The 18,195-nt window shown below is 69.1% G+C and carries 15 protein-coding genes; 9 read left to right on the forward strand and 6 right to left on the reverse strand.

What is annotated here, in order from left to right:
* The first annotated feature begins 310 nt into the window (after positions 1-310).
* Positions 311-1,186, forward strand: a complete 876-nt coding sequence (locus OG729_RS17975; protein ID WP_360871042.1) for an HAD-IB family hydrolase — start codon at positions 311-313, stop codon at positions 1,184-1,186.
* 357 nt (positions 1,187-1,543) lie between these two features.
* Here OG729_RS17975 and OG729_RS17980 read toward each other — a convergent pair whose 3' ends face one another.
* On the reverse strand, positions 1,544-2,374 hold the full coding sequence (locus OG729_RS17980) for an oxidoreductase (RefSeq protein WP_405807049.1): 831 nt from the start codon (positions 2,372-2,374) through the stop codon (positions 1,544-1,546).
* Between the two features lie 102 nt (positions 2,375-2,476).
* On the opposite strand from OG729_RS17980, the gene OG729_RS17985 reads away from it, so the two are divergent.
* Complete coding sequence (locus tag OG729_RS17985) at positions 2,477-3,472, forward strand: ATP-binding protein (protein WP_405807051.1); 996 nt, start codon at positions 2,477-2,479, stop codon at positions 3,470-3,472.
* Here OG729_RS17985 and OG729_RS17990 read toward each other — a convergent pair.
* Positions 3,450-4,718 carry a hypothetical protein gene (locus OG729_RS17990; protein WP_405807053.1) on the reverse strand — a complete coding sequence of 423 codons (1,269 nt, stop codon included), beginning with the start codon at positions 4,716-4,718 and terminating at the stop codon, positions 3,450-3,452. The two genes, OG729_RS17985 and OG729_RS17990, sit on opposite strands and share 23 nt — an antisense overlap.
* A gap of 302 nt (positions 4,719-5,020) precedes the next feature.
* Between OG729_RS17990 and OG729_RS17995 the strand changes: the two genes are divergently transcribed.
* The 6 genes from OG729_RS17995 to OG729_RS18020 all read left to right on the forward strand — a co-directional run bounded on the left by OG729_RS17995 (position 5,021) and on the right by OG729_RS18020 (position 13,176).
* On the forward strand, positions 5,021-7,462 hold the full coding sequence (locus OG729_RS17995; protein ID WP_405807054.1) for a SulP family inorganic anion transporter: 2,442 nt from the start codon (positions 5,021-5,023) through the stop codon (positions 7,460-7,462).
* Positions 7,463-7,651: 189 nt separating this feature from the next.
* Positions 7,652-9,607, forward strand: coding sequence for an acetate--CoA ligase (gene acs / locus OG729_RS18000; protein ID WP_405807056.1), 1,956 nt, complete (start codon positions 7,652-7,654; stop codon positions 9,605-9,607).
* A gap of 296 nt (positions 9,608-9,903) precedes the next feature.
* A complete protein-coding gene (gene nhaA / locus OG729_RS18005; protein ID WP_405807057.1) occupies positions 9,904-11,301 on the forward strand; it encodes a Na+/H+ antiporter NhaA in 1,398 nt (465 codons plus the stop codon).
* 63 nt (positions 11,302-11,364) lie between these two features.
* Positions 11,365-11,814, forward strand: coding sequence for a phage holin family protein (locus tag OG729_RS18010; RefSeq protein WP_360880603.1), 450 nt, complete (start codon positions 11,365-11,367; stop codon positions 11,812-11,814).
* 116 nt (positions 11,815-11,930) lie between these two features.
* Positions 11,931-12,860 carry an alpha/beta fold hydrolase gene (locus tag OG729_RS18015; protein WP_405807059.1) on the forward strand — a complete coding sequence of 310 codons (930 nt, stop codon included), beginning with the start codon at positions 11,931-11,933 and terminating at the stop codon, positions 12,858-12,860.
* A 127-nt stretch (positions 12,861-12,987) separates the two neighbouring features.
* Entirely contained in the window at positions 12,988-13,176 is a 189-nt protein-coding gene (locus OG729_RS18020; RefSeq protein ID WP_360880597.1) for a hypothetical protein, read from the forward strand.
* A 90-nt stretch (positions 13,177-13,266) separates the two neighbouring features.
* Here the strand turns inward: OG729_RS18020 and OG729_RS18025 are convergent, their stop codons facing one another.
* The 3 genes from OG729_RS18025 to nth all read right to left on the reverse strand — a co-directional run bounded on the left by OG729_RS18025 (position 13,267) and on the right by nth (position 16,232).
* Positions 13,267-14,466, reverse strand: a complete 1,200-nt coding sequence (locus OG729_RS18025) for a MarP family serine protease (protein ID WP_360880627.1) — start codon at positions 14,464-14,466, stop codon at positions 13,267-13,269.
* A gap of 64 nt (positions 14,467-14,530) precedes the next feature.
* Positions 14,531-15,286, reverse strand: a complete 756-nt coding sequence (locus OG729_RS18030; protein ID WP_360880594.1) for a CoA pyrophosphatase — start codon at positions 15,284-15,286, stop codon at positions 14,531-14,533.
* Positions 15,287-15,389: 103 nt separating this feature from the next.
* Positions 15,390-16,232 carry an endonuclease III gene (gene nth, locus OG729_RS18035; protein ID WP_405807060.1) on the reverse strand — a complete coding sequence of 281 codons (843 nt, stop codon included), beginning with the start codon at positions 16,230-16,232 and terminating at the stop codon, positions 15,390-15,392.
* 329 nt (positions 16,233-16,561) lie between these two features.
* On the opposite strand from nth, the gene OG729_RS18040 reads away from it, so the two are divergent.
* Positions 16,562-17,236, forward strand: a complete 675-nt coding sequence (locus OG729_RS18040) for a Crp/Fnr family transcriptional regulator (RefSeq protein ID WP_017947815.1) — start codon at positions 16,562-16,564, stop codon at positions 17,234-17,236.
* Positions 17,237-17,334: 98 nt separating this feature from the next.
* Here the strand turns inward: OG729_RS18040 and OG729_RS18045 are convergent, their stop codons facing one another.
* Positions 17,335-18,165, reverse strand: a complete 831-nt coding sequence (locus OG729_RS18045; RefSeq protein WP_405807061.1) for an MBL fold metallo-hydrolase — start codon at positions 18,163-18,165, stop codon at positions 17,335-17,337.
* Positions 18,166-18,195: the final 30 nt, after the last annotated feature.

Here is an 18,195-nt window from a genome sequence, read left to right on the forward strand (position 1 = left end):
CGGTGACTCCCGGGAGCAGCCCTTCCGCTACGCTCAGTGACGAGGCAGAGTGATGAGAGGCCGCCCGCAGCACAGCACGCTCGAAGGGAGAACGATCACGATGGATCACCGCACACAGGCGAAAAGGTGCCCGGACATGCGACGACCCCCGCCGGGGGGGAGAGCGGGGGTCGTCTCTCCGGCCGACTCGGGGGGGGAGGAGCCGGACCGGGTTAGCACGGTCGCGAACGATCCGTGACTTCCATGGTGTACCCGAGAGCCTTCTCAGGCAAACCCACACGCCCGAGCGTACGCCGAATGGCGGGCACCTATGCTCAGGCTCGTGGAAAACCACTCCTTGCCGCGCACAGCCGCCTTCTTTGACCTGGACAAGACGGTCATTGCGAAGTCTTCGACGCTGACCTTCAGCAAGTCCTTCTACCAAGGCGGGCTGATCAACCGGCGCGCCGTACTGCGGACCGCCTATGCCCAGTTCGTTTTTCTCGCGGGCGGTGCCGACCACGACCAGATGGAGCGGATGCGTGAGTACCTCTCATCGCTCTGCAAGGGCTGGAACGTCCAGCAGGTCAAGGAGATCGTCGCCGAGACCCTCCACGACCTGATCGACCCGATCATCTACGACGAGGCCGCGTCCCTCATCGAGGAGCACCACACGGCGGGCCGCGACGTCGTCATCGTCTCCACCTCGGGCGCGGAGGTCGTCGAGCCCATCGGCGAGCTCCTGGGCGCGGACCGGGTGGTGGCCACCCGCATGGTGGTCGGCGAGGACGGCTGCTTCACGGGCGAGGTCGAGTACTACGCATACGGACCGACCAAGGCGGAAGCGATCAAGGAGCTCGCCGCCTCCGAGGGGTACGACCTGGAGCGCTGCTACGCCTACAGCGACTCCGCCACCGATGTCCCGATGCTCGCGTCCGTCGGACATCCGCACGCCGTAAATCCGGACCGCGCGCTGCGCCGTGAGGCGACCGCTCGCGATTGGCCGATTCTCGTCTTCAACCGGCCGGTCCGGCTGAAGCAGCGGCTGCCCGCGTTCTCGATGCCGCCCCGGCCGGCCCTCGTCGCGATGGCAGCCGTGGGCGCTGCGGCGGCCACTGCCGGGCTCGTCTGGTACGCCAGCCGCCGGCGCAGCGCCACAGCTCAGGCCGCCGCGGCGGTCACGGGCAGCCATTTCGCCCGAATTTGAACCTAATTTGAACCTAAAAGTAAAGAAGTGCAGCCGGGCCTTCCGCTTGTCCGCTCGCAGGAGTAGAAAGGAGTCAACGGCCCGCGAGACCAAGGACATCCGAAAGGATCACCTTTAACGCATGAAGGCCCCACGGACCGAAGCATGAAAGCGGAGCACCCACGCGACGTCGACCCGTCGATTACGGGCCAGCCGCACCAGGTGACGGGCAGAGTTCCCGACCTGATCGGCAAATATTCGAGGACGCATGGTAACTCGGTGGACATGCCAGCGGCGGTACCAATTCCGGTACCGCCGCAACCCTGTTCAGGGAAAGTTCCGCCAGGAACGGTCAAGTAGCCCCGCGGCCGGGAAAAGTCACGCAGCCCCGCGCTGAAGTGCCTCGCAGACCGCTGTCGACTCCCTTACGCCGAGTTCCACCGCGCGCCCGCAGTGGGCGATCCAGGCGGCCATGCCGTCCGGAGTCCCCGACAGATACCCCTCGAAGGCCGCCAGATACGCGGCTCGGCCCTGCTCCGCATGCCCGACCTCCGCCGGGCAGATCGACTTCGGGTCCAGCCCGCTCCCGATCAGGACAATGCGCTCGGACGCCCGAGCGACGAGCCCGTTGTACGAGCCGAAGGGCCGCAGCGCCAGCAGTTCGCCATGGACGACGGCCGCCACCACCAGGGCGGGTGCTGAGCTGCCCGCGATGATCAGCTCGGCGAGTCCGTCCAGCCGGCCGGTGACCTCGCTCGCGTCCGGCAGCGGGGCCTCGATCAGCGGCTCGTCGACCGCTTCACCCGCCAGCCGCGGCCTGCCCACCGTGTCGTCGCCGGCGGCACCGCTCGCGGCGACCAGATGCAGCCGGGCCAGCACCCGAAGCGGCGACTGCCGCCAGATGGAAAGGAGTTGACCGGCCTCGGCGGTCAGCCGCAGCGCCGCGCCGACCGTACGCGCCTCGGGCTCGACACCGAAGTCGGTGCGCCTGCGGACCTCCTCCAGCGCCCAGTCCGCGCCGGACAGTGCGGCGGACCCACGCGCTCCGCGCAGCGCCGCCTCGGAGGTGATCTCGTTGCTGCGACGTCGCATGACCCGGTGGCCGTAGACCCGGTCGACCGCTTTCCGTACGGAGTCCACGGAGTCGGCGACACTCGGAAGGGAGCCGAGAGTGGCCAGGGGGTCGACCGACGAGGCATTCGTACTCATAAGTAGCGAGGCTACGCGCCCACGGCGCGCGCCCCACCTTGGAGTGGTCTTCCTCACGCAACTTGAGCACACCATGCGATTGATCCACTACCCTAGGTGAACATGAAGATCGCTTTCGTAGGGAAGGGCGGCAGCGGGAAGACCACGCTGTCCTCGCTCTTCATCCGCCACCTGGCCGCCAATGAAGCCCCCGTCGTCGCGGTGGACGCCGACATCAACCAGCATCTGGGGGCCGCGCTCGGTCTCGGCGAGGCGGAGGCCGCCGCGCTGCCCGCGATGGGCGCGCATCTGCCGCTGATCAAGGAGTATCTGCGGGGCTCCAACCCCCGGATCACCTCCGCCGAGACGATGATCAAGACGACGCCGCCGGGCGAGGGCTCGCGGCTGCTGCGCGTTCTCGAGGACAACCCCGTCTATGAGGCCTGCGCCCGCACCGTCCGCCTCGACGACGGGGACATCCGGCTGATGGCCACCGGCTCCTTCACCGAATCCGACCTCGGGGTGTCCTGCTACCACTCGAAGGTCGGCGCGGTGGAGCTCTGCCTCAACCACCTCGTCGACGGGCCGGACGAATATGTGGTCGTCGACATGACGGCCGGGTCGGACTCGTTCGCCTCGGGGATGTTCACCCGCTTCGACATGACGTTCCTGGTGGCCGAGCCGACCCGCAAGGGTGTGTCCGTGTACCGCCAGTACCGGGAGTACGCACGGGACTTCAGTGTCGCGCTGAAGGTCATCGGCAACAAGGTGCAGGGACCGGACGACATCGACTTCCTGCGCGCGGAGGTGGGCGACGATCTGCTCGTGACCGTCGGCCACTCCGACTGGGTGCGGGCGATGGAGAAGGGCAGGCCGCTGCACTTCGAGCAGCTGGAGGCAGAGAACCGCATGTCGCTCCAGGCCCTGCAGAACGCCGCGGAGGACTCGTACGAGCACCGCGACTGGGAGCGCTACACGCGCCAGATGGTGCATTTCCATCTGAAGAACGCGGAGAGCTGGGGGAACGCGAAGACGGGCGCCGACCTCGCCGCGCAGGTCGACCCCGCCTTCGTGCTCGCGGAGCGGATGTCGGACGTCAGTGCTGCCCAGCCCGCCTGACGGTGGGTGAGGCGGCCGGAGCCGCCGGCTGGGCGGCGAGGAAGGCCGTCCAGCCTCCCTTCGGGGCCTGGCCGACCCCGAGCGTGCGCATCTTCGCCAGGACCTGTGGGTCCTGGGCGTCCAGCCAGTCGGCGAGCTGGCGGAAGGACACGCACTTCACGTCGCGCTTCACACAGACCGTCGCGATGGTCTCCTCGATGGCGCGCATATATGTGCCGCCGTTCCAGGACTCGAAGTGGTTGCCGATGATCAGCGGGGCCCGGTTGCCCTTGTAGGCGCGGTCGAAGGCCTGCACCAGGCCGTTGCGCATCTGGTCGCCCCAGTACTCGCGCTGCGCGGGGTCGCCCTTGACCGTCCCGGACTGGTTGACCATGAAGTTGTAGTCCATGGACAGCGTCTCGAAGGAGCGGCCCGGCACCGGGACCAACTGCATCGACAGGTCCCACAGGCCCAGTTCCTTCTTGGGCCAGACCTGATCATTGATGCCGCTGGTGTCGTAGCGGAAGCCCAACTGGCTTGCGGCACGCAGGAAGTTGGGTCGACCCTCCAGGCAGGGAGTGCGGGCGCCGATGAGCTCCTTGTCGTAGTCGAAGGGCAGCGGCTGCTCGGACTCGAGGCCCGCGTTCGACTTCCAGTTCTTCACAAAGGACTTGGCCTGGCGGATCTCGCTCAACCACTCGGCCACGGACCACTTGCCGCCCCCGCCGTCCTTGCCGCAGAAGTGGCCGTTGAAGTGGGTACCCACCTCGTTGCCCTCCAGCCAGGCGCCGCGCAGCTCACGCACGGTGTCCTTGATCCCCTGCGTGTCGTTGAAGCCGATGTCCGAGCGCCCGGCCGAGTGCTGGGGCGGGAGGTAGAGGCCGGCCTTCGCCTCCGGGAGCAGATAGACGCCACTGAGGAAGTAGGTCATCGTCGCGTCGTACTTCTTGGCGACCTTGCGAAAGCGCGAGAAGAGCTTCTGGCCGTCCTCGCCGGCCCCGTCCCAGGAGAACACCACGAACTGCGGTGGCTGCTGACCGGGCTTCAGACGCTCCGGCTTGAGCAGGCCCGGCTGGACTCCGGTGAACGCGGTGGATCCGTCGCCGATGAGGCGTACCGCGCTCTTGGGGGCCGCAGCAGGCTTCTTCACTCCGGGGGCGCCCTTGTTGACGGTGGTCGAGCCATCGGCACCGGAACAGCCGGCGAGTCCTGCGATCAGCGCCGTGGCGACTGCGCCGACGGCGATCCTCCTCGTGGCGACCTTCATCCGCCCACCCTCTTTCCTGTGCCTATACGCCAATAGGCCGGTATGCCTATACGACGCATTGCCTACGGCGCCGACAAAGTCGCATCGGGGCGCCGAGGGGGAGGGTGCGACGAGCCGCATTCAAATCATTAATCACCAGTACGGGTGAAAAGCTGCCCCATTTGCCCTGAAAATCATGCCTCAGTCTTTACTCTGCATTACGATCCATTTACCGAGAGTTGAAGATCCCGCCGCTGCACGCCGTGACCCACGGCCGCGTCCCCACATTCCGCGACCGCGCTGCCCCGGAGGAGACGGGAAACATGTCCGCCTGCGTCCCCACTCGCACCGACGACCCATCTCGTAAAACCCCCAAGTCCCGAAAGTCCCGAAAGAACGGCAAGTCCCGCCAAGCCCCCACGAGCGGCGAGGCCGGCGCCTCCCGCAGGTTCCGTCCGTCCCGCGCGCTTCTCGCCGCGCGCTTCCAGCGTCCGCACAGCCCGCCACCGACCGGCGAAGGCGGCCCCCGCCGCTTCCGCATCGCGGGCGCCGATCTGACCGCGTCGATCGCCGTCTTTCTGATCGCGCTGCCGCTCTCCCTGGGCATCGCACTCGCCACCGGCGCACCACTCCAGGCCGGGCTGGTGGCCGCCGCTGTCGGCGGCATCGTCGCCGGCCGGTTCGGTGGTTCGCCGCTTCAGGTCAGCGGTCCCGCCGCCGGGCTGACCGTCGTCACGGCCGATCTGATCCACCAGTTCGGCTGGCGCACCACCTGCGCCATCACCGTCCTCGCCGGACTGGCCCAACTCGGCCTGTCCGCACTGCGGGTGGCTCGCTCGGCCCTTGCCGTCAGCCCCGCGATCGTGCACGGCATGCTGGCCGGCATCGGCGCCACGATCGCCCTCGCACAACTCCGTATCGTGCTCGGCGGCACCCCGCAGAGCTCCGCCATCGACAACGTCCGTGCACTTCCCGCCCAGTTGGCCGATCTCCAACCGGCCGCGCTCACGGCCAGCGCGCTGACCATTGCCGTACTGCTGCTGTGGCCGCGGATTCCCGGGCGCGCGGGGCGGGTCGTACGAAGGCTCCCGGCCGCCCTCGCCGCGGTGGCGGGCGCGACCACGTTCGCCGCGGTCGCCGGGCTGCGCCTGCCGCGCGTCGATCTGCCGTCGTGGAGCAACCACGCCCTGCCCGGGCTGCCCGACGGGCCGGCGCTCGGCATCCTCGCCGCCGTCCTCACCATCACCCTGGTGGGGAGCGTGGAGTCACTGCTGTCGGCGGTTGCCGTCGACAAGCTGGTGGCTGCCCGCAAGGAGCCGGACGTTCGGCTTCCACGTGCCCGGCTCGACCGGGAGCTGGCGGGGCAGGGGGCGGCGAATGTCGTGTCCGGTGCCCTCGGCGGGCTGCCCGTCACCGGGGTCGCCGTCCGCAGCGCCGCCAACGTGTCCGCGGGCGGGGTGAGTCGTCACGCCACGATGCTGCACGGCCTGTGGATCGCGATCGCCGCACTGCTGCTGGTGCCCGTGCTCGATCTGATCCCGCTGGGCGCGCTGGCCGCGCTGGTGATGGTCGTCGGCGTACAGATGGTCAGCATCACCCACCTGCGCACCGTGAAGCGGAATCGCGAACTGCTGGTGTACGCGGTGACGCTGGCCTCGGTCGTCGTCACCGGCGTGCTGGAGGGAGTGATGATCGGGATCGCGGTGGCGGTCGCGGTCGCTCTGCACCGGCTGACCAGGACCCGGATCACGGTGGACGAGCAGGAGGGGGTCCACCGGGTGCGGGCGCGCGGCCAGTTGACCTTCCTTGCGGTGCCGCGGCTGAGCCGGACGCTCGGTCAGGTGCCTCACGGGACGGACTGTGTCGTGGAGCTGGACGGATCGTTCATGGACCATGCCGCATACGAGGCGCTGCACGACTGGCAGGCCTCGCACCTCGCGCAGGGCGGAACGGTGGAGTTCACCGGCCGGGCCGGGGGCCGGATCAGCGAGCCCGCCTCGGAGGCGCACGGCTGCTGCCGCCCCTGGACTCCGTGGCGCAACCACCACTGTGGCGAGCGCCCCCGGCGCACCACCGGGCATCAACTGGCCAGTGGGCTCAGCTCCTTCCAGCGCAATACGGCTCCGCTGGTGCGGGAGGAGCTGGCGCGGCTGGCGCGCGAAGGGCAGCGGCCCTCGCAGCTCTTCCTCACCTGCGCCGACTCCCGCCTGGTGACCAGCATGATCACGGCAAGCGGCCCGGGCGATCTGTTCACCGTACGGAATGTGGGCAATCTGGTACCGCTGCCCGGTGCGGAGAGCGGCGACGACTCGGTGGCGGCCGCAATCGAGTACGCCGTCGATGTGCTGGAGGTCGGCTCCATCACCATCTGCGGGCACTCGGGCTGCGGCGCGATGCAGGCCCTGCTGAACGGCCCGTCGGGGGATGCGCAGACGCCCCTGCGGCGCTGGCTGCGGCACGGACTACCGAGCCTCGACCGGATGAGGAGCCCGCACCGCTCCTGGGCGAGGATCTCCGGGCGGCTGCCCACCGATGCGGTGGAGCAGCTGTGTCTGACCAATGTGATCCAGCAGTTGGAGCATCTGCGGTCCCATGACGCGGTGGCCCGGCGGCTCGCCGAGGGCAAGCTGGAGCTGCACGGCATGTACTTCCATGTCGGCGAGGCTCAGGCCTATCTGCTCGCGAGCAGTTGCGAACATGCGATCGACGTGGTCTTCGACCGCGTCGCACCTGCTCCTTCGGCCCTGGAGAAGTCGCGCGCCTGAACCGGCGACCCGCCGCGCACGTGAGAACGTATGGCCCCTCCTTCCCACCGCCCGGGGAGGAGGGGCCACTCAATGGAGCCAATAGGTCTAAACCAATTTCCGGAAGACTCTTGTCACCCGGCCGTCTGGCTGATGAGCTATGGCCTGGGACACATAGGCACATAGGACGCCCTGGGAAAGGGAGATGTCGTGAGCAACGAAAGCCTGGCCAACCTGCTCAAGGAAGAACGGCGGTTCGCACCGCCGGCGGAGCTGGCCGCGCACGCCAACGTGACGGCGGAGGCGTACGAGCAGGCCGAGGCGGACAGGCTTGGCTTCTGGGCCGAGCAGGCGAGGCGGCTGACCTGGGCCACCGAACCGACCGAGACCCTTGACTGGACCAACCCGCCGTTCGCGAAGTGGTTCGCCGACGGCACGCTGAACATCGCCTACAACTGCGTGGACCGCCATGTCGAGGCAGGCAACGGCGACCGCATCGCCATCCACTTCGAGGGAGAACCCGGCGACAGCCGCGCCCTCACCTACACCGAACTCAAGGACGAGGTCTCGCGCGCCGCGAACGCCCTGACCGAGCTCGGAGTCCAGGCAGGCGACCGGGTCGCCGTCTACATGCCGATGATCCCCGAGGCCGTCGTCGCCATGCTGGCCTGCGCCCGGATCGGCGCCGCGCACTCGGTCGTCTTCGGCGGCTTCTCCGCCGAAGCACTCGCCACCCGCATCGAGGACGCCGACGCCAAGGTCGTCATCACCGCCGACGGCGGCTACCGACGCGGCAAGGCCACCGCCCTCAAGCCCGCCGTCGACGACGCGATCGAGCGCGTCGACCGGGTCGAACACGTCCTCGTCGTACGCCGTACCGGCCAGGACGTCGCCTTCACCGAGGGCCGCGACGTGTGGTGGCACGAAATCACCGCCCGCCAGCCCGCCGAACACACCCCGCAGGCCTTCGACGCCGAGCACCCGCTGTTCATCCTCTACACCTCCGGCACCACCGGGAAGCCGAAGGGCATCCTGCACACCTCCGGCGGCTACCTCACCCAGGCGGCCTACACCCACCACGCCGTCTTCGACCTCAAACCGGACACCGACGTCTACTGGTGCACCGCCGACATCGGCTGGGTGACCGGCCACTCCTACATCGTCTACGGCCCACTGGCCAACGGCGCCACCCAGGTGATCTACGAAGGCACCCCCGACACCCCGCACCAGGGCCGCTTCTGGGAAATCGTCCAGAAGTACGGCGTCACCATCCTCTACACCGCCCCGACCGCGATCCGCACCTTCATGAAGTGGGGCGACGACATCCCCGCGAAGTTCGACCTGTCCTCACTGCGGGTGCTCGGGTCGGTCGGCGAGCCGATCAACCCCGAGGCATGGATCTGGTACCGCGAGCACATCGGCGCGGGCAAGACGCCGATCGTCGACACCTGGTGGCAGACCGAGACCGGCGCGATGATGATCAGCCCACTGCCCGGCGTCACCGAGACCAAGCCCGGCTCCGCCCAACGCGCCCTGCCCGGCATCTCCGCCACCGTCGTCGACGACGACGCGAACGAGGTCCCGAACGGGCACGGCGGGTACCTCGTACTCACCGAGCCGTGGCCGTCCATGCTCCGCACCATCTGGGGCGACGACCAGCGCTTCATCGAGACGTACTGGTCGCGCTTCGAGGGGAAGTACTTCGCGGGCGACGGCGCGAAGAAGGACGACGACGGCGACATCTGGCTGCTCGGCCGGGTCGACGACGTCATGCTCGTCTCCGGCCACAACATCTCCACCACCGAGGTGGAATCCGCGCTGGTCTCGCACCCGAAGGTGGCGGAGGCGGCAGTCGTCGGTGCGGCGGACGAGACGACAGGTCAGGCGATCGTCGGCTTCGTCATCCTGCGCGGCACCGCGGCGGAGGATGCGGGGCTGGTGGACGAGCTGCGCAACCACGTGGGCGCGACGCTCGGGCCGATCGCCAAGCCGAAGCGGATCCTGCCGGTGGCGGAGCTGCCCAAGACCCGCTCCGGCAAGATCATGCGCCGGCTGCTGCGCGATGTCGCCGAGAACCGCCAACTGGGCGACGTCACCACCCTCACCGACTCCTCCGTCATGGACCTGATCCAGTCCAAGCTGCCGACGGCGGCGTCCGAGGACTGACCCCGGGTGGTTTTACGGAGGGGTCCGACCGCTCGCGGTCGGACCCCTCCGTGGTGGATGCGCTGCAGGAAGCAGGCCCCCAACGGGCCGACCGCAGCTCCGCGCCTCAGAGTGCACACGACACACACCGCGCCCGCCGCCCCCTATATACCTAAAATGAGCTTCGCCGGATACGCCCTTGCACCGTTGGGTACAGTGAAGATCGCGTCAAGGACGCGACAAGAACGACCTAGGTGCGCCGGGAAGTCTGGTCGGCATGTGCTGTGTCCTGCCTACCCGACCGGAGGTCCCCCGACGTGGCCGCGCCCAACACCACCAGTCGTAAGTTCCTCGCACGCCTTTCGCTGCCCGAGCGGACCTACGTCGTGGATGCGCTGCGGGCCGAGACCGTCGGGGGCGTGCTGCTGCTCGTCGCCGCGATCGCCGCGCTGATCTGGGCCAACACCCCGCTGGCCGACAGCTACGAATCCGTACGCGACTTCCACATAGGCCCCTCCACCCTCGGTCTTGATCTCTCGGTCGAGCACTGGGCCGCCGACGGGCTGCTCGCAATCTTCTTCTTCGTCGCCGGGATCGAGCTCAAGCGCGAGCTCGTCGCCGGTGAGCTGCGCGAGCCCAAGGCCGCCGCCCTCCCCGTCATCGCCGCGCTCTGCGGCATGGCCGTGCCCGCGCTCGTCTACACCCTCGTCGCCATCACGGGCGGCGGTTCCACCGACGGGTGGGCCGTCCCGACCGCGACCGACATCGCCTTCGCGCTCGCCGTTCTCGCGGTCATCGGCACCTCGCTGCCGTCCGCGCTGCGCGCGTTCCTGCTCACTCTCGCCGTCGTCGACGACCTGTTCGCGATCCTGATCATCGCGGTCTTCTTCACCGGCGACCTGAACTTCGCCGCGCTCGGCGGCGCGGTCATCGGCCTCGGCGTCTTCTGGCTGCTGCTGAGGAAGGACGTGCGGGGCTGGTACGTGTACGTGCCTCTCGCGCTCGTCGTCTGGGCGCTGATGTACAACAGCGGCATCCACGCCACCATCGCCGGAGTCGCGATGGGCCTGATGCTGCGCTGCACCCGGCGCGACGGAGAGGAGTACTCCCCCGGCGAGCACATCGAGCACCTCGTACGGCCCCTCTCGGCGGGACTCGCCGTGCCCCTGTTCGCCCTCTTCTCGGCCGGAGTCGCCGTCTCCGGCGACCTGCTCGGCCATGTCTTCACCCAGCCCGAGCCCCTTGGCGTCGTCCTCGGCCTGGTGGTCGGCAAGGCCGTCGGCATCTTCGGCGGCACCTGGCTGGCCGCCCGTTTCACCCGGGCCGAGCTCAATGACGACCTGGCCTGGCCGGACGTGTTCGCCGTCGCCGCGCTGGCGGGCATCGGCTTCACCGTCTCGCTGCTCATCGGCGAACTCGCCTTCACCGGGAACCTCGTGCTGACCGACGAGGTCAAGGCCGCAGTCCTGATGGGCTCCCTGATCGCCGCCCTGTTCGCCGGGATTCTGCTCAAGCTGCGGGTACGGAAGTACCGGGCGCTCGTCGAGGACGAGGAGCGCGACGAAGACCGCGACGGCATCCCCGACATCTACGAACAGGACAACCCCGAGTACCACCTGCGGATGGCCGCAATCTACGAGGAGAAGGCCGCGGAGCACCGCCGCAAGGCCGAACTGGCAGGGGCATCGCACGACGACGGCGACAGTCCGGCATGATCTGACATCGGATCCGTTGATGAAGTTGATGAGGAATCCGTCGATGAGGAGAGGGAGTCAGCGATGAGCGACCCCGGCAACAGCGCGGCGATCACTGTCAGCGCCGACCGCAGTCTCGGCCAGCTGGTCGCCTCGGCGACCGCCGAGATGTCCGCGCTCGTGCACGACGAGATCGCCCTGGCCAAGGCCGAGCTGCGGCAGGACGTGAAGCGCGGCGCGATCGGCGGAGTTTCCATCACCGTCGCGGGAGTGTTCGCGCTCTTCTCGCTGCCGGTGCTGAGCTTTGCGGCGGCGTACGGGATTCACAATCTGGGCCTCGGCCTGGCGTGGTCGTTCCTGATCGTGGGCGGGGCCTTTCTGCTGCTCGCAGGGATCCTGTCGCTGCTGGCCGTCGCCAAATTCAAGAAGGTCAAGCCGCCGGAGAGGTCCATCGCGTCGGCCAAGGAGACGGCGGCCGTACTGCAGGGCGTCAAGCCGCACACCCGGCCGGCGCAGGCCAAGGTCTCGGTCTGAGGAGGCGGCCGCAGGGCCGTTGAGCTCCGGCGGAGCGCCCATCGGGGGCGGTCCGCCGCCCCTCGGGGGGTGGGCTTGGCGAACGCGGGCTGCGCGGGTGTGGCACGCTCGTCTGCATGACGGCCCCTGATACCGGTACTGGAAGCCCCGTACGCATCGATGGTCCCTGGACACATCGCGACGTGGCGGCCAATGGTGCGCGCTTCCATATCGCCGAGGTGGGAGACGGGCCGCTGGTGTTGCTGCTGCATGGCTTTCCGCAGTTCTGGTGGACGTGGCGGCATCAGCTGACCGCGCTCGCGGATGCGGGTTTCCGGGCGGTGGCGATGGATCTGCGCGGCGTGGGCGGCAGCGACCGTACGCCGCGGGGTTACGACCCCGCGAACCTCGCGCTCGACATCACCGGAGTCGTACGGTCCCTGGGCGAGCCGGACGCGGCGCTGGTCGGGCACGACCTGGGCGGCTATCTGGCGTGGACGGCGGCGGTGATGCGGCCGAAGCTGGTGCGTCGGCTCGCGGTCTCCTCGATGCCGCATCCGCGGCGGTGGCGTTCGGCGATGCTCTCCGACTTCTCGCAGAGCCGTGCCGGGTCGTACATCTGGGGCTTCCAGCGGCCGTGGCTGCCGGAGCGTCAGCTCGTGGCGGACGACGGGGCCTTGGTGCGCCGACTGATCCAGGACTGGTCCGGGCCGCAGCCGCCGGAGGAGGACGCGGTGGACGTCTACCGGCGGGCCATGTGCATTCCGTCGACGGCGCACTGCTCGATCGAGCCGTACCGGTGGATGGTGCGGTCGATGGCGCGGCCGGACGGCATCCAGTTCAACCGCCGTATGAAGCGACCGGTGCGGGTGCCGACGCTGCATCTGCACGGCTCGCTCGACCCGGCCATGCGGACGCGCAGCGCGGCGGGCTCGGGCGAGTACGTGGAGGCGCCGTACCGCTGGCGCCTGTTCGACGGCCTCGGCCACTTCCCTCATGAGGAGGACCCTGTGGCGTTCTCCACGGAGCTCATCAACTGGCTGAAGGACCCCGAGCCCGACCGGTAGGCCAGCCCGTGCGCACCAACAACATCTGTGAACACTTGTACTACGAACAGCCAAATGCCTGGCGCATAGGCCAATTGGCCGCCCCTGACGCGGTTACCGACCTTGGGGCACGGGCACACGTCGGGGTATGGGCTGGACGCACGACTACGGTGACGCAGCACGCAACCGCCGGTCGGCCAGTGGGCCGATCACCCAGGAGAGGGGTGGCCCCCCGACGGAGGGCCATGAGCATCCGGGGCAAGGGATCGGTATTCCCCGCATCCTCAGGCGCCGCGCCCGCTGGGTGTCGGCGCGGCTGCGGCATACCCGCGGCTGAGTTGCGGCATATCCGCGGCTGACGCACGCGCCGCCGCCACGTCATCGCCGCCACCGCAACGCCATCACCGCACCGCCACCACCGCAGGCGCTACAGCGCGCACCCCTGCGTGTCCACCTGCTGGTTGGCGGTCAGGCCGAATGAGATGTCCTCGCGGATCTCGTCGACCGTCAGGGCGTAGCCGGTGTCCGGGTCGTCCAGCGACCTGGCGAAGATGACGCCGTACACCCTGCCGTCGGGCGTGAGCAGCGGCCCGCCGGAGTTGCCCTGACGGACCGTCGTGAAGAGCGAGTACACGTCACGACGCACCGTGCCGCGGCGGTAGATGTCGGGGCCGTTGGCGTTGATCCGGCCGCGGACGCGGGCCGAACGCACGTCGTACGACCCGTTCTCCGGGAAGCCGGCGACGATCGCGCTGTTGCCGCTGCGCGCGTCCGAGTCGGCGAACTGGAGCGACCGTGCATTGAGATCGGGCACGTCCAGTACGGCGATGTCGCGCTGCCAGTCGTAGAGCACGACCTTCGCGTCGTACAGCTTGCCCTCGCCGCCTATCTGCACGGTCGGCTCGTCGACCCCGCCGACGACATGCGCGTTGGTCATCACGCGGCGCTCGCCGAAGACGAAGCCGGTGCCTTCGAGGACCTTGCCGCAGCTCTGCGCGGTGCCCACGACCTTGACGATGGACCGCTGCGCGCGGGCGGCCACCGGGCTGCCCGCAAGTGCCGGGTCCGGGGCCTGGACCTCGGTGATGGGCTCGTTGGAGAACGGGCTGAAGACCTGCGGGAAGCCGTTCTGCGCCAGGACGGAGGAGAAGTCCGTGAACCAGGTGTTGGCCTGATCGGGCATCACCCGGGAGACCCCGAGCAGCACCTTGGAGTTGCGGACCTCCTTGCCGAGCGTGGGCAGCGAGGTCCCGGCGAGCGCGGAGCCGATCAGCCAGGCGACCAGCAGCATCGCGACCACGTTGACCAGCGCGCCGCCGGTGGCGTCCAGGGCGCGCGCGGGTGACCAGGTGATGTGTCTGCGCAGTTTGTTGCCGAGGTGGGTGGTGAAGGCCTGGCCGACCGAGGCGCAGACGATCACAATCACGACGGCCACGACGGCGGCCGTCGTGGACACGTCGGAATCGTTGGTCAGCTGACCCCAGATCACGGGCAGCAGATACACCGCGACGAGACCGCCGCCGAGGAAACCGATCACCGACAGGATGCCGACGACGAAGCCCTGGCGATAACCGACGATCGCGAACCACACGGCGGCGACCAGCAACAGAATGTCCAGCACGTTCACCGTCATTTGCCTCGCAGATTCGTCGCCTATGCTCCGTCGGCCTGGAGCGGCTGGGATCAGCCTGTCATGAGCGCCAGTCCAGCGGGACCTGCTTGGCGCGGTCCCATGGTCGTTCCCATCCGGCGAAATGCAGGATGCGATCGATCACACCCGCGGTGAAACCCCAGACCAGAGCCCCCTCGACGATAAAGGCAGGGCCGCGGTAACCGCTCGGGTGCACCGTCGTCGCACGGTTGGCCGGGTCCGTGAGATCCGCCACGGGCACCGTGAACACTCGCGCGGTCTCGGCAGGATCGACCGCCCCGACCGGGCTCGGGGTGCGCCACCATCCCAGTACGGGCGTGACAACGAAACTGCTCACCGGGATGTAGAGCTTGGGCAGTACGCCGAAGATCTGGACGCCCGCCGGATCGAGGCCGGTCTCCTCCTCGGCCTCGCGCAGCGCGGCCCGCAGCGGCCCGGTGGTCGCCGGGTCGCCGTCCTCCGGATCGAGCGCGCCGCCGGGGAATGACGGCTGCCCCGGGTGCGCGCGAAGACTGCCGGCGCGCTCCATGAGCAGCAACTCGGGACCCCTGTCGCCCTGGCCGAACAGGATCAGGACGGCGGACTGCCGGCCGCGGCCGCTCTCGGGCGGCAAAAAACGGCTCAGCTGCTCGGGCTCGACGGTGTCCGCGGCGCGCACGACGGGGTCGAGCCAGGCGGGCAGCCCGTCGGCTGTCACGGTGACCTCGCCGTCACCGCTCGTCTCGTCATTCTCGTCGTATGTCTCGTTGAACGTGTCGTCGTACGTGTCGTCGTACGTGTTCTCTCCAGCTCGCATCAGGCACCCCTCGTTCACAACGCCTTGGGGCGCTTGGATCGTTCCGTGGCTCGTACGGCCGGAGGCCCGGGCACTCGTACGGCCCCCGCCTCCGGCAGCAAGGTCACCCGGCCGCCCCCAGCGGTGGGGCCGCCTTGCCCGGATAGTCCGGCGGCGGGTTCAGGCGCTGGCCCGGCAGGCCGCCCAGCTCGTACTTCAGCAGCTTCTTCGCCTTCTCCGGGTCCGTCTCGCCCTCTCCGTACGACGGGCACAGCTGCGTGATCGGACAGGCGCCGCAGGCCGGTTTCCGGGCGTGGCAGATGCGGCGGCCGTGGAAGATCACCCGGTGCGAGAGCATCGTCCACTCGCTCTTGGGGAAGATCGCGGCCATCTCCGCCTCGATCTTCACCGGGTCCTCCTGCTCGGTCAGCCGCCAGCGGCGCACGAGGCGCATGAAGTGGGTGTCGACGGTGATCCCGGGCACCCCGAAGGCGTTCCCCAGGACCACGAAGGCCGTCTTACGGCCCACTCCGGGCAGCTTGACGAGTTCTTCCAGGCGGCCGGGGACATTGCCGCCGTAGTTGTCCCGCAGGGCGGTCGCCAGGCCCATGATCGACTTGGTCTTGGCGCGGAAGAAGCCGGTCGGACGGATGAGCTCCTCGACCTCTTCCGGATTCGCGGCGGCGAGGTCTTCGGGCGTCGGGTACTTCGCGAAGAGGGCGGGCGTGGTCTGGTTCACCCTCAGGTCCGTCGTCTGGGCGGACAGGACGGTGGCCACGAGCAGCTGGAAGGGATTTTCGAAGTCCAGCTCCGGATGGGCATACGGATAGAACTCGGCCAGCTCACGGTTGATCCGGCGGGCGCGGCGAACCATCGCCAGCCGCGATTCCGGTTTGACCGTTTTGGTCGTTTTCTTGCCGCCGGGCGAGGACTGTTCGCCCACAGCGGAATTCAGCTTTCCGGACACTCTCCCAGCCCCCTTGGCCTGCGCTCTCACCGGCGAATTGGACACCCGGCCAGCCTACGGTCCCCCACTGACATCCGCCCCGGTCACAGGTAATCCGGACCCAATCGGGCCCCTGCCGCACGAACAGGCGCTCCAGTGCGTCAGACTTGTTGTGATTGATCGCACGGTTTTACTGCTGGTGATCCGGCCCCCGCGCCGCTGTACAGTGCAGCGCCGCCGTACGGTGCTGCGGCCTCGGTCCAATGCAGCGCGGTCCGGCATCATGGGGCCACAGCCCCTGAGCAGCATGGGGGCCATGGTCCCTGAGCAGGTCGACAAGGAGAGAACTCGTGGACGACGTTCTGCGGCGCGCCCCGCTCTTCGCGGCGCTCGATGACGAGCAGGCCGCGGAGCTCCGCGCCTCGATGAGTGAAGTGACGCTCGCCCGTGGCGACGCGCTCTTCCACGAGGGCGACCCCGGCGACCGCCTCTACGTGGTCACAGAAGGCAAGGTCAAGCTCCACCGCACGTCTCCCGACGGACGCGAGAACATGCTCGCCGTCCTCGGCCCGGGCGAGCTGATCGGCGAGCTGTCCCTCTTCGACCCGGGTCCGCGCACGGCCACGGCCACCGCGCTGACCGAGGTCAAGCTTCTCGGCCTCGGCCACGGCGATCTGCAGCCCTGGCTGAACGCACGCCCCGAGGTGGCCACCGCGCTGTTGCGCGCCGTCGCCCGCCGGCTGCGCAAGACCAACGACCAGATGTCCGACCTGGTCTTCTCCGACGTCCCGGGCCGTGTGGCCCGTGCGCTCCTCGACCTGTCGCGCCGCTTCGGCGTGCAGTCGGAGGAGGGCATTCACGTCGTCCACGACCTGACCCAGGAAGAGCTGGCCCAGCTGGTCGGCGCCTCCCGCGAGACCGTGAACAAGGCCTTGGCCGACTTCGCGCAGCGCGGCTGGCTCCGGCTCGAGGCGCGGGCCGTGATCCTGCTGGACGTGGAGCGGCTCGCGAAGCGTTCGCGCTGAGCAGCGACAGACAGCAGCTCCTGACGTAGGACAGACGTACGACAAGAGCCGCCCGGGACGACTCCCGGGCGGCCCTTGCGCATGCGCGGGACGACGTCTCAGATCAGCCCGTGCTCGCGCAGATACTCCAGCTGCGCCCGTACCGACAGCTCCGCCGCAGGCCACAGCGATCTGTCCACGTCCGCGTACACATGCTCGACCACCGCGGCAGGCGTCGTATGCCCGTCCTCGACCGCCGTCTCCACCTGTGCCAGCCGGTGGGCGCGGTGGGCCAGATAGAACTCGACCATGCCCTGTGCGTCGTCGAGTACGGGCCCGTGGCCCGGCAGCACCGTATGCACCCCGTCGTCGACCGTGAGCGAGCGGAGTCTGCGCAGCGAGTCGAGGTAGTCGCCGAGCCGCCCGTCGGGGTGCGCGACCACGGTCGTGCCGCGCCCGAGGATCGTGTCGCCGGTCAGCACGGCCCGGTCGGCGGGCAGATGGAAGCAGAGCGAGTCGGCGGTGTGGCCGGGGGTGGGGACGACGCGCAGCTCAAGGCCGCCGACCCGGATCACATCCCCCGCCGTGAGCCCCTCGTCGCCGAGCCGCAGCGCCGGGTCGAGGGCGCGCACATGCGTACGCGTCAGCTCGGCGAAGCGCGCGGCGCCCTCGGCATGGTCGGGGTGGCCGTGCGTGAGCAGGGTCAGGGCGACCCGCTTGCCCGCCTTCTCCGCCGTGGCGATGACGTGGTTCAGGTGGGCGTCGTCGAGCGGGCCCGGGTCGATGACGACGGCCAGCTCCGAATCCGGCTCCGAGACGATCCAGGTGTTGGTGCCGTCCAGCGTCATCGCGGAGGCGTTGGGCGCGAGGACGTTCACGGCGCGGTCGGTGGCGGGCCCGGAGAGCACACCACCGCGGGGCTGCCCGGGCAGAGCCGCTGCTTCGGTCATCGCACACCTCCGGCGTGCGGGCGGGCCCCG

It is taken from the genome of Streptomyces sp. NBC_00210, from assembly GCF_045160975.1.
In the GTDB taxonomy this organism is placed as follows: Bacteria; Actinomycetota; Actinomycetes; order Streptomycetales; family Streptomycetaceae; genus Streptomyces.